Below are 14,470 nucleotides of genomic sequence, written 5' to 3'. Positions count from 1 at the left end.
ACGTGCCCATCGTGGCCATCTTCTCCGAGGGCGGCAGCGGCGGCGCCGAAGCCATCGCGCTTGCCGACAAACGGCTCATGTTCTCCCACGGCTATTATTCGGTCATCTCGCCCGAGGGCGCCGCGGCCATCGAATGCAAGTTCCACGGCCTGGAGCGCGCCACCCCGGACCTCATCGAAAAGTGCGCCAAGCACCAGCAGATCACCGCCCAGGACAACCTGCGCAACGGCTATGTGGACGGCGTGCTGCAGGAACCGCCCCTGGGCGCCCGCAACGAGCACTTCGACTTCTTCAAGATGTTGCGCGCCTCGGTCATCCGCGCCACGGACGAAGTGGTGGTGGGCGTGCAGAGCGTGAGCATGCTGCGGCGCTTGGCCATGCGCGGCTCCAAGCGCAAGCAGGTGGGCGAGGACGTCATCGTGCGCTGGGAGCTGGCCCCGGCCGACCGCGAACTGCTGGTGTGGAAGCGCTACCAGAAGTACCGCAAGATGTCGCGCCAGGCCTTCATCGACAAGCGCGGCATTTTCGAGCGCCTGGCGGCCAAGTACATGGAGTACCTCTTCTCCATCTACTCCACCGTGCGCTTTGAAATCCTCAAGCATTACCAGAAAAAAATCAGCCGCATGGCCACGGACGTCACCGACGAGATCCACGTGGTGACGAGCAAGATGGACCGCATGACCTGCCAGGCCATGGAGATGCTGGGCATTCCCCAGTGGGGCGGCAGCGGCGACGAATCCGCCCTGACCTGCCTTTCCGAGCCCGCGCGCGACCTGGGCAAGTCCGGCGGTCAAAGCTACGTGAGCCCCAAGTCCCTGGACGACCGCGAGGTCTCCTGCCCGCACTCCGCCACGCGCGGCTGCCTGGACATCTGGGCGCGCGACCTGTTCGGCGAATTTGCGGGCGTGTGCCCCAACTGCGGCTACCACTTCCCCATGGAATACCAGTGGTACATGGCCAACGTGTTCGACCGCGGCAGCGTGCGCGAGTTCAACCAGTCCATCGCCGCGGGCAACCCCACGAACTTCCCCAAGTTCGACGAGCGCGTGCAGAAGGCCAAGGAGACCACGCACCTCCAGTCCTCCTGCGTCACCTTCAACGCCAGCATCATGGGCATCCGCCTTACCTGCGGCATGCTTGTGGCCAACTTCCGCGGCGGCACCGTGGGCAGCGCCGAGGGCGAGAAGCTCATCCGCGCCCTGGACCTGGCGAGAAAGCGCCACCAGCCCTTCCTGGCGTACATCCACGGCACGGCCGGCATCCGCATCCAGGAGGGCGTCAACGGGCTCATCCAGATGCCCCGCGTGACCATGGCCGTGCGCCGCTACATCGAAGAGGGCGGCCTGTACATCGTGCTCTACGACACCAACTCCTACGCGGGTCCCGTGGCCAGCTTCCTGGGCTGCTCGCCCTACCAGTACGCGGTGCGCAGCTCGCGCCTGGGCTTCGCCGGTCCCGGCGTCATCCGCGAGACCACAGGCATGGACATTCCGCCCGACTATCATAGCGCCTACAAGGCCCTCTCGCGCGGGCACATCCAGGACATCTGGAACCGCACGGAGGTGCGCGCCAACCTGCACCAGGCCTTCCTGACCATGGGTGGCCGCAACCTCTACTACCGCTAGCCGCCACAAGCCAAACGCAAAGGCCCGGAAGCATTCGCATGCTCCCGGGCCTTTTTTCGTGCGCCGTGGGGTAATCATCACCTGCGCGTCACGCCCCCGTCACACTCCCCTGCCCTGTTTCGCCTAATTAGCTGGACCGGCACCCACCACACGCCGTTTTGAAAGCGAGGTCCGGCAATGCTGAAAACCGTGCTCAAGCGCCTGCGTTCCAACACCCTGCACAGCGCCTTCCAGTTCCCCCAGGAGCCCCCAGCTCCGCCACCGAACCGCCTGCGCGAACTCTTGCGCGGCGGCCAGGACTTCGACATCCTGCTCATCAACGTGCGCGACTTCGCCCTTCTGCGCGAGTTGTACGGCCGCGAACTCTCGCAGGAGATCGAGACCCAGCTGACCACGGTGCTGCGCCGCGCGGTTTCCGAGCGCGTCCACACCGCGCCCGCCTGCATGCCGCTGGAGCCCGGCGAATATCTGCTGTGCTGGCCCACGCGCGGCGGCGATCCGCGCTCGCAGCACGACACAGCCTACGAAATCAAGCTCATCGCCCAGCGTGAGGCCAACGCCCACCTGCTGCGCTGGGCCGGGCGCGAACTGGACCTGGGCTTCGGCTGCGCGCGGCACGAGGGCTCGCGCGAGAATGGCGGCGGCAACAGGGAGGCCAGACTGTTCCAGGCCGTGGGCGAAGCGCGCCTGCGCGCCAAGATGCGCCTGGACTTGAGCCAGCTCTCGCTTTCTTCAGAGTTCAACGCCATCCTGCATGAGAAAAAGGTCCAGGCTCTGTTCCAACCCATAGCCGACTTCGCCAGCGGCACTATCCTGGCCTGGGAGGCGCTGACGCGCGGGCCCGAAGGCAGCGCCTTCCAGTCGCCCACGGTGCTCTTCGACTTCGCCGAACAGAGCGGCAAGCTCTTCGCCCTGGAACGCCTGTGCCGCGAAAAGGCCTTGCGCTCCCTGGGTGGCATCGGCCAAGGACAAAAACTCTTCCTGAACATCCACCCCAAGACCATGGCCGACCCGGAGTTCACCCACGGTAAGACCCTGGAGCTGCTTGAGGAGGTCGGCCTCGCGCCGGAAAACATCGTCTTCGAGATCACCGAACGCCACAGCATCAACGAATTCGCCCTGTTCCACCGCACACTCGACCACTACCGCAGCCAGGGCTACCTGGTGGCGGTGGACGACGCCGGGGCGGGCTATTCCGGCCTCACCTCCGTGGCACAGATCCGCCCGGAGTTCATCAAGATCGACATGAGCCTCATCCAGGGCATCGACAAGGACCCGGTGAAGCGCGCACTCATCGAAACCTTCGTCACCTTCGCCGACAAAATCGGCTCCAAGATCATCGCCGAGGGCATCGAATCCCAGGCTCAGGCCGCCTGCCTCATCGACATCGGCGTACACTACGGCCAGGGCTACTACCTGGCCCGCCCCGCCGCCCCAAAGCCCGCCCTTTCCCTTGATACCGCCTACCTGCGCAAACCCCAGGAGCCCACGCGGCTCATCACCAGCTGCCTCATGCCCATCGGCAATCTGGTGGAGGCCGCGCAGATGCGCCGCCAGGGCACCCTGGTGCCCGATGCCCAGCACTGCTTCGAGATCAGCCGCCAGCAGGCCAGCATCGTGGTGGTGGACCAGGAGCAGGAAGCCCCCATCGGGCTGATAATGGAATACCAGCTGAACCGCCAGCTTTCCGGCCAGTTCGGCGCGGCGCTCTATTCCAAGCGCCCCATCGATGCCATCATGGACCGTCATCCGCTCATTGTGGACGAGACCACCCCTGTGGAGCAGACGGCCAAATCGGCCATGCAGCGCGAGAAGATCAAGGCCTACGACGACATCATCGTGACGCGCCAGGGCAAGGTGCTGGGCATCGTCACGGTGCAGCGCCTGCTGAACACCCTGGCCCATGTGCAGGTGGAGATGGCCAAGGGCACCAACCCCCTCACCGGCCTGCCGGGCAACGTGACCCTGGAGCGCGAGGTCGAGGCGGGCATCGGCTCGGGCAAGCGCTTCTCCATAGCCTACGCCGATCTGGACAACTTCAAGGTCTACAACGACACCTACGGCTTCAAGAACGGCGACCGGGTCATCAAACTTGCGGCGGACATCCTGGACCACTCCGTGCGGCGCTTCGGCGAGGCTTCGGACAAGCTCTTCCACATCGGGGGCGACGACTTCGTGCTGCTCACCCGGCCGGAGAACGTGGAACGCATCTGCCTTGCCGCCACGCGCATCTTCAAGCGGCTCATCCGCACCTGCTATTGCCTGCAGGACCGCCAGCGGGGCGAAGTGCTGGCAACGGGACGCGACGGCGTGGAGCGCACCTACCCTCTCGTGTCGCTGTCCATCGGCATCCTCGAAATCGGCGGCCCCTGCACTTTGCTTGAAATCGGCGAGCGCGCCGCCCACGTGAAGAAATATGCCAAGTCCATGCCCGGCAACGTCTACGCCTGGGACCGCCGCCCGCCGCTCGGTTCCGTGCTAACGAGCCAGGCCTTCGCCCCCGCCTGCCCCATGGCGGAAGCGGAAGCCTAGGCGCAAAAAAAGGGGCGCCGAAGCGCCCCGTGCATGTGCCGTCAGAGAATAAGTCTACCCGTAGGAGGCCAGCACCCCGCGCAAGGCCTCCAGGTCCGGCTTGCGCAACGCCAGGGGGCCCTTCTCCAGCGTGGGCAGGCCCGCGCCGAACACCGGCCGGTCATTGCGGGAAAGCACGCCGATGGGGATGCGCTCCCCGAACTCCCGCGCCAGGGCCAGGGCCTGCTTCGGGTCGGACGGGTCGTGCTCCGGCCCTATCTTGTAACAGCGCTGCTTGTACCAGGCGAAGGTGTTCACCTTGTTGAACGAGACGCAGGGCTGGAACACGTCCACCAGGGAAAAACCCTTGTGCGTCACCGCCTGCTGGATGAGCCCGGAGAGGTGCTCCGGCTCTCCGGTGAAGCCGCGCGCCACAAAAGCCGCACCCATGGTCACGGCCAGGGCAACGGGGTTCACCGGCTCCGAGGGCTGGCCGAAGGGCTGGGCCTTGGTCACCTGGCCCTTGGCCGTGGTGGGGCTGGCCTGGCCCTTGGTCAGACCGTAGATGCCGTTGTCGTGCACGATGAGGGTCATGTCCAGATTGCGGCGCAAGGCCGCCAGGAAGTGGTTGCCGCCTTCGCCGTAGTTGCAGCCGTCACCGCTCTCGGCGATGACCGTGATCTCCGGGTTGGCCAGCTTGGCCCCGGTGGCCGTGGGAAGGGAGCGGCCGTGCAGTCCGGTGATCATGTTGCAGTTCATGTACAGGGGCGTTTTGGCGGCCTGGCCGATGCCCGTGACTACCAGCACCTTGTGCGGGGGCAGGCCCAGCCCGGCCAGGGCCGACTTCAGGGCCGCCAGCAGGGAATGGTCGCCGCAGCCGGGGCACCAGGCGGTCTCGAAGGTTCCGTAATCGTCCACAGTGACCATGCGACTCGCTCCTTTGGCTAGAGGATGCTTTCCAGCCCGCGCAGGATGAAGGCGGCGCTGATGGGCAGGCCGTCAAAGCGCAGCACCAGGTCCGTGAAGCGGAACCCCGTCTCCTGGCGGATGAGCCGGGCCAGTTGCCCGGTGGCGTTGCCCTCCACGCAGACTGCGCGTCCGGCGGCCTCGAGCCTCGGCAGGAACTGGTCCCCGTTCAGGGGCCACACCTGCGAGAAGTGCAGCACCGCCACGCTTCTGCCCGCCTCCTCCAGCAGTTCCCTGGCCTCCATGGCCGCGTGCAGGGTGGAGCCCCAGCAGACCAGCAGCAGCTCCGCGTCGTCCTCGCCGTAGAATCCCGGCGGCACGGCGTCCTCGGCCAAGCCCACGCCCTTGGCCAGGCGCTTGGTCACCATCTTGACGCGCACGTCCAGATCCTCGGTGAGCTTGCCGTCCTCGGTGTGCTCGTCGCTGTCCGAGACGACCAGAGCCTCGCTGAAGCCGGGAATGGCGCGGGGCGAAACCCCGTCTTCCGTCAGGGCGAAGCGCTTGTAGGTCTTGGGATCATCCGGCGCCAGCAGCGGGGCGGGCAGCTCCGGCAGGGAGGCGAGGTCAAAGGGCTCCACGTTCTGGAAGGAGTCGGCCAGATACTGGTCGGTGAGCACGAACACCGGGGACTGGTATTTCTCGGCCATCTCAAAGGCCCGGTGTGCGAGGTAGAAGCACTCGTCTACGCTGCCCGGGGTGAAGACCGCGCGCGGAAACTCCCCGTGCCCGGCATAGAGCACCAGGTTGAGGTCCGCCTGCTCCGTGCGCGTGGGCAGGCCCGTGGCCGGGCCCGGACGCATGGCCACCAGGAACACCACCGGCGTTTCCAGCATGCCCGCCAGGCTCACGGCCTCCACCATCAGAGCAAAGCCGCCGCCGGAGGTGGGCACGATGGCCCTGGCCCCGGCGCAGGCCGCGCCAACGGCCATGTTCGCCGCCGCGATCTCGTCCTCGGCCTGCTCCACCACGGTGCCCATGTCCTTGGCATGCTCCGCCAGGGAGAGGGCCACGGAGGAGCCGGGCGTCATGGGGTAGAACGAACAGAAGTTGCACCCCGCGGCCAGGGCGCCCAAGGCCACGGCCTCGTTTCCCGTGAGCATGAGGCGCTGGCCGGGATTCTCCGGCGGGGGCGGCATGCAGGCGAAGCCGTACTCCTGGGTGCGCACCCAGGCATAGGCGGCGCGCAAAACGGCGAGGTTCTGCTCCACCACCTCCTGGCCCTTTTTGCCGAAGGTCTCGCGCAGCAGATCCTCCAGGTGCCCAAGGTCCTTGCACAGGGCCGAGGCCACGACGCCCAGGGCCACCACATTCTCGTACACGGCCTTTGGCGCCAGCTTCTTGAAGGGGATGCGCAGGGCGTTCAGCCCCGTGGTGTCCAGGGCCTCATCCGCCAGGACGATGCCGCCCGGCGTGAGTTGATGTTTGTGCAGGGCAAGGGTTTCGGCGTTCAGGGCCACCAGGATGTCCACCTTCTCGCTGGGGGCGTGAAAGGCGTCCAGGCCGGTGCGGATGACGAAGGTGTTGTGCCCGCCGCGGATGCGCGACTGGTAGTCCTGGACGACGCAGACCTCGTAGCCTGCGCGCACCAGGGCTTTGGCCATGAGCTGGCCGATGGTGACCAAGCCTTGCCCGGCTTCGCCTCCCACAAGGATGACGATGCTGTTGTCCGGCATATGCGAACCCTCCGGGGTTAGAGGGACGAAGAAAACGGGGGGCGCAAGCCCCCCGGATGAAGAGCGCGGAGCGGAACTAGGCGATGGTGGGCTGCACGAACACGCGCGTGGCCAGCTCGCGGTCGAGCATGAACAGCCCGCCGCCGTCGCCCACGAGCTTCAGCTTGTTCACGGTGTCGCCGAAGTTGGCTTCTTCCTCCACCTGCTCGGACACGAACCACTGCAGGAAGATGGCGGAGGCGTGGTCGTTCTCCTTCTGGGCCAGGGTCATCAGGTCGTTGATGCGCTTGGTGACGGCGTATTCGTGGTTCAGGGCGAACTCGAAGGCGGCCAGGGGCGACTTCCAGGCGTTCTGGGGCGCGTCGATGGCCTGCAGGGCCACGCGGGCGCCCTTCTCGTTCACGTAGTCGAACATCCTGCGGGCGTGGAACTGCTCTTCCTGGAACTGCACGTCCATCCAGTTGGCGAAGCCCGGCAGGCCGAGGTTGCTGAAGTAGGCGGACAGGGACAGGTACAGGTAGGCGGAAAAATACTCCCACTTGATCTGGTCGTTGAAAGCCTTTTCCATCTTCTTGCTCAGCATGATGTCTCTCCTTTTGAATGCGGATAGGTATCAATTCTAGTGGTGCATTCTGGAAACATACGCGCTCCCGGCGCGCTTGTGAAGGGCGGGAGAGGGGGAAAAAAGCGGTCAGCCCAGCAGATTGCCGGAGAAGATGTGGCGGATGCGGTGCTTCAGGTGCGTCATGCGCTGGCCGGAGGTGGTGTTCGAAAGGCCCGTGGCCAGGGCTTTTTCCGAGCCGATGAACACGGCCAGCCTGCGGGCGCGGGTAAGGGCCGTGTACAGCAGATTACGCATCAAGAGCACGTAATGCTGCGTCACCACCGGCACCACGATGGCCGGGTACTCGCAACCCTGGGACTTGTGCACGGAAACGGCATAGGCCAGCGTCAGGTCTTCCAGCTCGGTGGCGTCGAAGCCCACCAGGTTGCCGTCAAAGTCCACCATGAGCGACCCCTCTTCCGAGTCCACCTCATGCACCCAGCCCAGGTCGCCGTTGAACACTTCCTTGTCGTAGTTGTTGCGCAGCTGCAGCACGCGGTCGCCGGGGCGGAAGGTGGCGTAGCCGCGCTTGAGCTCCGCGCCGCGCCGGGGGTTCAGGCGCTCCTGCAACAGCTGGTTCAGCGCGCTTGTGCCCACCTCGCCCTTGTGCATGGGCGTCAGCACCTGCACGTCGCGGCTGGGGTTCAGGCCATAGCGCTCCGGAATGCGCGCGGTCACCATCTCCAGGATCATCTCCTGCACCTTCTGCGGGTTGTCCTGCGGAATCCAGAAGAAGTCGGCCTCGGGCGGTTCCTTTTCGCTCGGTATGGGGAACTTGCCCGCGTTGAAGCGGTGCGCGTTGACCACGATGGAGCTTTCCTGGGCCTGGCGGAAAATGTGCGTCAGCACGGCCTTGGGCACACGGCCGCTGTCGATGAGGTCGGCCAGGACGTTGCCCGCGCCCACGCTCGGCAGCTGGTTCACGTCGCCCACCAGCACCAGCCGGCAGGTGACAGGCAGCGCGCGCAAAAGCGCCAGAAAGAGCCCGGCGTCCAGCATGGACACCTCGTCCACCAGCAGCACCTCGGCCGAGAGCTTCTGATCCTCGCAATGGTAGAAGCCGTGCTCCGGCGAATAGAGCAGCAGGCGGTGCAGGGTCTGGGCCTGCTCGCCCGTGGCCTCGGAAAGGCGCTTGGCGGCGCGGCCCGTGGGCGCGGCCAGCTTCACCTTCAGCTTCAGCTGGGTAAGGGCGGCCACGATGGCCCGGGTGATGGTGGTCTTGCCCGTGCCCGGTCCGCCGGTGATGATGAAAACCTTGTTCACGCAGGCCTCGAACACGGCCTCGCGCTGCTCGCGCGAGAGGTCGAAGCCGAGCGCCGCCTCGATCCTGGGCAGGGCGCGGTTGACCTCGGCCCGGGAAACCGGCGCGGGGTGGCTGACCAGCCCGAAGAGCCGCTGGGAGATCTCCCGTTCGGCCCGGTAGTTGCTCATCAAAAACACGGCGCGTTCCACGCCCTGTTCCGGCAGGTCCTCTATGTGCACGCGCTTCTTGCGCTCAAGGGAGGCCAAGCCTTCCTCGAGTAAAGCCAGCTCGTCGATGCCCAGCATGCGCGAGCACTCCTTGAAGAGCTGCTCCTCCGGGCAGAACATGTGCCCGCCCCGGTCCCCCTGGGAGATGAGCACGTAGCCCAGGGCGGCCTCGATGCGCTGCGGCGCGTCCTCGGCAAAGCCCAGCTTCAAGGCCATGACGTCGGCCGTCTTGAAGCCGATGCCGCGGATGAGATAGGCCAGCTCGTAGGGATTCTCGCGCAGCTTTTCCTCGCTCTGCGCGCCGTAGAGCTTGAAGATGCGCGAGGCGTAGGTGGGCGGCACCTCGTGGCTGTGCAGGAACACGATGAGGCTTTTGACCTCGCGCTGGCCGCGCCAGGATTCCAGCATGCCTTCCAGCCGGTTCTTGGTGATGCCCTTGACCTTGCGCAGGCGCTCCGGGTCGGAGTCCAGGATGTCCAGCACGGCCACGCCGAATTCCTTGACCAAAGCCTCGGCGGTCTTTTCGCCCACGCCCTTCAAGGAGCTTTTGAGGAAGCGCACCACCCCGTGCTCCGTGGCCGGGTAGGTCTGCTTGAAACTGCTGACCTCCAGCTGCCGGCCGAACTTGGGGTGGTTCTTCCACTCCCCTTCCAGCTCCAGGAACTCGCCGGGCTGCAGCTGCCCCAGGCAGCCCACCACGGTGATGACGCCGGGCTCGTCCTTGGCGCGCACGCGGGCCACCGCATACCCGTTGTCCGGGTTGTGGTAGACCACGGAATGCACCTCGGCCTTGATTGTGGCGGGCATTACGCTCCTTGGCCGGACGTCGTCACACGGCCTGGCGGTGCATGAGGGACTGGCGCAGGGTCTCGCGGTCCATGAACTTCACCTCGGCCCCCATGGGAATGCCCTGGGCCAGACGGGAGACGCCCACGCCGGGGTAGCCCTGCGTCGCCAGATTCTTGATGTGCGAGGCCGTGTTCTCGGCATCCAGGGTGGAGCCAAGCGCCAGGATCAGCTCGCGCACCTGGCCCGAGTCGAGCCTCTTGCGCAGCAGGTCGAATTCCAAGGCCGAAGGCCCGACGCCGTCGAGCGGCGACAAAAGCCCGCCCAGCACCAAGTACAGGCCGCGGTACAGGCCCATTTCCTCCAGCGCCAGCAGCGAGTCCCACTCCGAGACCACGCAGAGCTGCTCGCGGTTGCGGGTGGCGTCGGCGCAGATGGGGCAGGGGTCGCTCTCGGCCAGGCTGGCGCAGGTGCCGCACAGGCACAGGCGCTCGCGCAGGGTCAGGATGGAGCGCCCCACGCCCTCGGCCTGCTCGCGCGGGAACTTGAGCAGGGCCAGCGCCGCGCGCAGGGCCGACTTCGGTCCCAGGCCCGGCAGCTTGGCAAGGTGCTCGGCCACCTCCCGCAGAGGGCCGGGCAGCCGGTCCAGCGACATTTAGAACATGCCGGGGATCTTGAAGCCCCCGGTGACCTTGCCCATCTCTTCCTCCATCATGCCCTTGGCCTTCTTGAGGGCGTCGGTGACGGCGGCCAGGACGAGGTCCTGCAGCATCTCCACGTCGCCCGCCTCGACCACGCTCTTGTCGATGGTCACGGACACGATCTGCTGCCCGCCAGTGGCGCGCACAGTGATCATGCCGCCGCCGGCGGTGCCTTCCACCTCGCGGGTCTTGAGCTCTTCCTGAACGCTGGCCATCTTTTTCTGCATCATCTGGGCCTGGCGCAGCATATCCTGCATTCCGCGCATGATTTCCTCCGGGTCGTTACGTGTGTTGTGTGGATACGGCGCGAAAGGCGCGCCGGGAAATGTGGTCTAGCGGCCCCTGGGGTACACGAGGGCCGGGTCGCGGCACTCGAAGGCCTCGCGCACCAACTGTACGGCCGGGTGCTCCTGCATCTCGCGTGAGATGGTGCCGTCGGTCTTCACTGGTTCGCGGTCCACGCAGGTGAAGGCCACCGAGGATTCGGGCCCGAAATACTCCATCACCAGCCGCTGCAGGCGCAGGAAGTTGTCGCCCTTGTCCATCATGCCGCTGTGGGTCTCATTGTGGCAGGTGAGGGTGAGCACGCCGCCGCAGAACTCGCCCCTGGCCTGGGAAAGGCCGGTGACGAAGCCGTTGCCGTTCTTGCCCGCCACGAACTCCAGGAAGCCCTCCCAGCTGCGCGGCCCGGAAGCGGGGGCGGCATACGCGGCCGGAGCCTCGGCCATGCTCGACGCGGACTGGGGCTCGGACTGGGGCGCGGGCGCGGCGGGCCTTTCAGGGGCCTGTGTCGCGGGCGCTACGCGCTGCTCCGCCACCGGGGCGACAGGCGCTTGGGGGACGGGCGGCTGGGGAGCAGCAGCGGGGCCGGCGGAATGTGATGCAGCCTGCGGGGCAGATTGCGAGACGGGCTGCGAGACGGGCGGCGTGCGCGGCGCGCCGTCAGCCGCAGCCGGGGATGCTCCGCCCTGCGGTCCTCTCTGGGGCGCAGCGCCACCCTGCGGCCGCGAGGCCGAGCCGCCGCCAAGGGCGGCCAGGGGCAGCAGGTCCGGCAGGCAGGCCAGGTTCAAAAGCAGAAGCTCCAGCGCCTGGGCGGGCTCCAGGCTCTTGATGACGCGTTGCTGGCCGTCCAGGGTCATCTGCCAGCAGGCGTGGATGTGCGCGGGCGTGAAGCGTCCGGCCCATTCGGCCCACTGGGCGGCCTCTTCGGCGGGCAGGCCCAGCTCAGGCACGATGGCCTCCCCGGCCTGGCGCAGCAAAAACATGTTGCGCCAGCAGCCGGAAAGCTCGCGCAGGAAGAAGCCCAGGTCCAGGCCCTGGTCCAGCACCCCGCGCAGGGTGCGCGACAGAAGCGGCAGGTCGCGCCCGGCGATGGCCTCCATGAGGGCGAAGAACACTTCCTGGCCTGCCAATCCCAGGCAGGCGCGGACCTCGCTCTCCACCAGTGCACCGGCGCTGTAGGCCAGGGCCTGGCCCAAAAGCGAGATGCTGTCGCGCACGCTGCCCGCGCCGCGCCGGGCGATGATGCGCACCGCGCCGGGCTCGTACTCCAGCCCTTCGGCTTGCAGGATCTTTTCCAGGTGCGCGCCAAGCTCGGCCTGGGGCAGCATCTTGAACACGTAGTGCTGGCAGCGCGAAAGAATGGTGGCCGGAAATTTGTGCGCCTCGGTCGAGGCCAGGATGAAGGTGACGCGCGCGGGCGGCTCCTCCAACGTTTTCAGCAGGGCGTTGAAGGCCGCAGTGGAGAGCATGTGCGCTTCGTCGATGATGAAGACCTTGAAGCGGCCCTCAAGGGGGGCGTAGCCCACGTCCTCCTTCAGGGCGCGCACGTCGCCCACGCCGCCGTGGCTGGCCGCGTCGATCTCGATGATGTCCACGGCGTTGCCCGCGTTGGCCTGCCTGCACAGGCGGCACTCGTTGCAGGGCTCGGCTGCGGGGGCCTTCTCGCAATTGAGGGCCTTGGCGAAGATGCGCGCAATGGTGGTTTTGCCCACGCCGCGCGTGCCGCTGAACATGTAGGCCGGGGCGATCTTGCCCGTGGCCGAGGCACGGCTGAGGATGGCCTTCACCGCATCCTGGCCGGCGACTTCGGCGAAGCGGCGGGGCCGGTACTTTGCGGTAAGGCTGGACATGGCGTGACTCCTGCGGGCTTGTGGGAATATGGACGGGGCCTGCGGTCGCGATGGCCGCAAGCCCCGTCCGGGGCGTCGTCTAGAAGCTGTATTCCTGCAGCCAGGAGGCGTAGTCGGCGTTTTCGCCCTTCACGATGCGGAAGTACTCCTTCTGCAACTGCTGGGTGATGGGACCGGCCTGACCGGCGCCGATGACACGGCGGTCCACTTCGCGGATGGGGGTGATCTCCGCAGCGGTGCCGCTGAAGAAGGCCTCGTCGGCCACGTAGAGTTCATCGCGGGTGAAGAGCTGCTCCTGCACCTCGTAGCCGAGCTTTTTGGCCAGGACCATGATGCTGTCGCGGGTGATGCCGGGCAGCACGCTGGTCAGCGGCGTGGTCTTGATGACCTTGTTCTTGATGATGAAGATGTTCTCGCCCGAGGCTTCCGAAACATAGCCCTGCGTGTCGAGCATCAGAGCCTCGTGGTAGCCGTCGGCCACGGCCTCGGTCTTGGCCAGCACGGAGTTCACGTAGTTGCCGCAGGCCTTGGCCTTGGTCATCATGGCGTTCACGTGGTGGCGGCAGAAGCTGCTGGTCTTGATGGAGATGCCTTTGATGAGCGCGTCGTCGCCCAGGTAGGCGCCCCAGGGCCAGGTGGCGATGGCCACGCGGATGGGGTTGGTGCCCGGGTGCACGCCCATGACGCCGTCGCCGATGAACACGAGGGGGCGGATGTACCCGGCCTTCATCTTGTTCACCACCAGGGTGTCCAGCACGGCCTTGACCAGCTCATCGCGGCTGAAGGGAATCTTCATGCTCAGGATGTGCGCGGAGTCGATCAGGCGCTGCATGTGCTCCGTCAGGCGGTAAACGGCGCTGCGTCCATCGGTGCACTCATAGGCGCGGATGCCCTCGAACACGCCGCAGCCATAGTGCAGGGTGTGGGTGAGGATGTGCACGTTGGCCTCATCCCAGTTGACCAACTTGCCGTCCATCCAGATCTTTTCCGCTTTCTGAACCATTTCCGTGTCTCCCTTCTGCGCGATTATGGGGGGAGCCCCCGCGCCGACGCCAAAAGGCCGGGCCGAGGACTCACGAAGTCATGCACGCTAAAAAAATCAGGCCCAGAGGTCAAGGGCGGCGGCAAGCCGAAGCGGACCCGCGCCGCTTGCCCAGGAGCGTTTCCGCGCCTATACCGGCCCATGCCGCACGCAAACCGCCCCGCACTGCTCCTGGCCACCGACATCTTCGGCCATAGTCCGGAAGCGCAGGCCCTGGCCCACGAGTTCGGGCCGGCTGTGCGCATCGTCTCGCCCTATGCCGGAGAGCGCCCGCGCTTCGGCAGCGAGATGGAGGCCTACGCGGCCTTCTCGGCCCGCACAAGCATCGAGAAATATGCGGAGGAACTGGCCGCGCAATTGCGCGCGCGCCCCTTCGACCTCGCCCTGGGCTTCAGCGTTGGGGCCAGCGCCCTGTGGCTCTGCCTGGCCGAGGCAAGCCTCGCCTACAGCCTGCCCAGGCGCGCCATCCTCTATTATGGCTCGCGCATCCGCCAATATTCGCGCCTGAAGCCCGCCTGCTCCACGCGCCTTGTCTTCGCCGAGCGCGAGGCCGCCTTCGACCCGTCTGAGCTGGCGGCGCGCCTGCGTGCGCAGGGGAATGACGCGTCCGTGATTCCCGGCAGCGCCCACGGCTTCATGAATCCCCTCTCCCCCGGCTACGACGCGCGGCTGGCGGGGCGGGAGATCGCCGCCATCAAGGCCCTGCTCAGCTAAGCCCTTGGTCCAAAACAAACCGGGGAAGACGGCCGACAGCCGCCCTCCCCGGTGCGCTGAAACGATTGAATCGCTACGGATGCGCGTTCTTGGCGGCCTTGGCCGGAGCCTTCTCGGCCGCCTTTTCCGGCGCCGGAGCAAGCAGTTCGCCCTGGCCCTCGGACTTGGCGCCGGGCTTGGCCACAGGCTCGGCGGCCTGCTTCCCGGCGGGCTTGGCGCCGTGCGTGGCTTCGGGCGCGGCGGCAC

Annotated in this window: 11 protein-coding genes; 3 read left to right on the top strand and 8 right to left on the bottom strand. The window is 66.6% G+C overall.

Translation table 11 applies throughout. From position 1 onward, the window contains the following. Positions 1–1,625 (top strand): acetyl-CoA carboxylase carboxyl transferase subunit alpha/beta (locus tag VN419_RS01265; RefSeq protein WP_325643600.1); only part of this gene is annotated, 1,625 nt, incomplete at its 5' end. A 177-nt stretch (positions 1,626–1,802) separates the two neighbouring features. Then, entirely contained in the window at positions 1,803–4,157 is a 2,355-nt protein-coding gene (locus tag VN419_RS01260) for a bifunctional diguanylate cyclase/phosphodiesterase (RefSeq protein WP_325643598.1), read from the top strand. A 54-nt stretch (positions 4,158–4,211) separates the two neighbouring features. Here VN419_RS01260 and VN419_RS01255 read toward each other — a convergent pair whose 3' ends face one another. From VN419_RS01255 to VN419_RS01220, 8 genes are all read right to left on the bottom strand, one after another. Then, on the bottom strand, positions 4,212–5,063 hold the full coding sequence (locus VN419_RS01255; protein ID WP_325643596.1) for a 2-oxoacid:ferredoxin oxidoreductase subunit beta: 852 nt from the start codon (positions 5,061–5,063) through the stop codon (positions 4,212–4,214). 17 nt (positions 5,064–5,080) lie between these two features. Next, positions 5,081–6,775 (bottom strand): 2-oxoacid:acceptor oxidoreductase subunit alpha, encoded by a 1,695-nt coding sequence (locus VN419_RS01250; RefSeq protein ID WP_325643594.1) that lies wholly within the window; start codon positions 6,773–6,775, stop codon positions 5,081–5,083. 76 nt (positions 6,776–6,851) lie between these two features. Then, positions 6,852–7,358 (bottom strand): ferritin, encoded by a 507-nt coding sequence (locus VN419_RS01245; RefSeq protein WP_325643592.1) that lies wholly within the window; start codon positions 7,356–7,358, stop codon positions 6,852–6,854. A 108-nt stretch (positions 7,359–7,466) separates the two neighbouring features. Beyond that, complete coding sequence (locus VN419_RS01240) at positions 7,467–9,656, bottom strand: ATP-dependent RecD-like DNA helicase (protein WP_325643590.1); 2,190 nt, start codon at positions 9,654–9,656, stop codon at positions 7,467–7,469. Positions 9,657–9,678: 22 nt separating this feature from the next. Next, a complete protein-coding gene (gene recR / locus VN419_RS01235) occupies positions 9,679–10,284 on the bottom strand; it encodes a recombination mediator RecR (protein WP_325643602.1) in 606 nt (201 codons plus the stop codon). 6 nt (positions 10,285–10,290) lie between these two features. Next, a complete protein-coding gene (locus VN419_RS01230; RefSeq protein WP_325643588.1) occupies positions 10,291–10,602 on the bottom strand; it encodes a YbaB/EbfC family nucleoid-associated protein in 312 nt (103 codons plus the stop codon). A 66-nt stretch (positions 10,603–10,668) separates the two neighbouring features. Then, a complete protein-coding gene (gene dnaX, locus VN419_RS01225) occupies positions 10,669–12,468 on the bottom strand; it encodes a DNA polymerase III subunit gamma/tau (RefSeq protein WP_325643586.1) in 1,800 nt (599 codons plus the stop codon). A 79-nt stretch (positions 12,469–12,547) separates the two neighbouring features. After that, on the bottom strand, positions 12,548–13,471 hold the full coding sequence (locus VN419_RS01220) for a branched-chain amino acid transaminase (protein ID WP_325643584.1): 924 nt from the start codon (positions 13,469–13,471) through the stop codon (positions 12,548–12,550). A gap of 180 nt (positions 13,472–13,651) precedes the next feature. On the opposite strand from VN419_RS01220, the gene VN419_RS01215 reads away from it, so the two are divergent. Next, entirely contained in the window at positions 13,652–14,224 is a 573-nt protein-coding gene (locus VN419_RS01215) for a hydrolase (protein ID WP_325643582.1), read from the top strand. The last annotated feature ends 246 nt before the right edge of the window (positions 14,225–14,470 follow it).

This window comes from Humidesulfovibrio sp., from assembly GCF_035560995.1.
GTDB lineage: Bacteria > Desulfobacterota > Desulfovibrionia > Desulfovibrionales > Desulfovibrionaceae > Humidesulfovibrio.
Note: the sequence above shows the minus strand (reverse complement) of the source record. Positions and strands in the feature narration are given on the sequence as shown.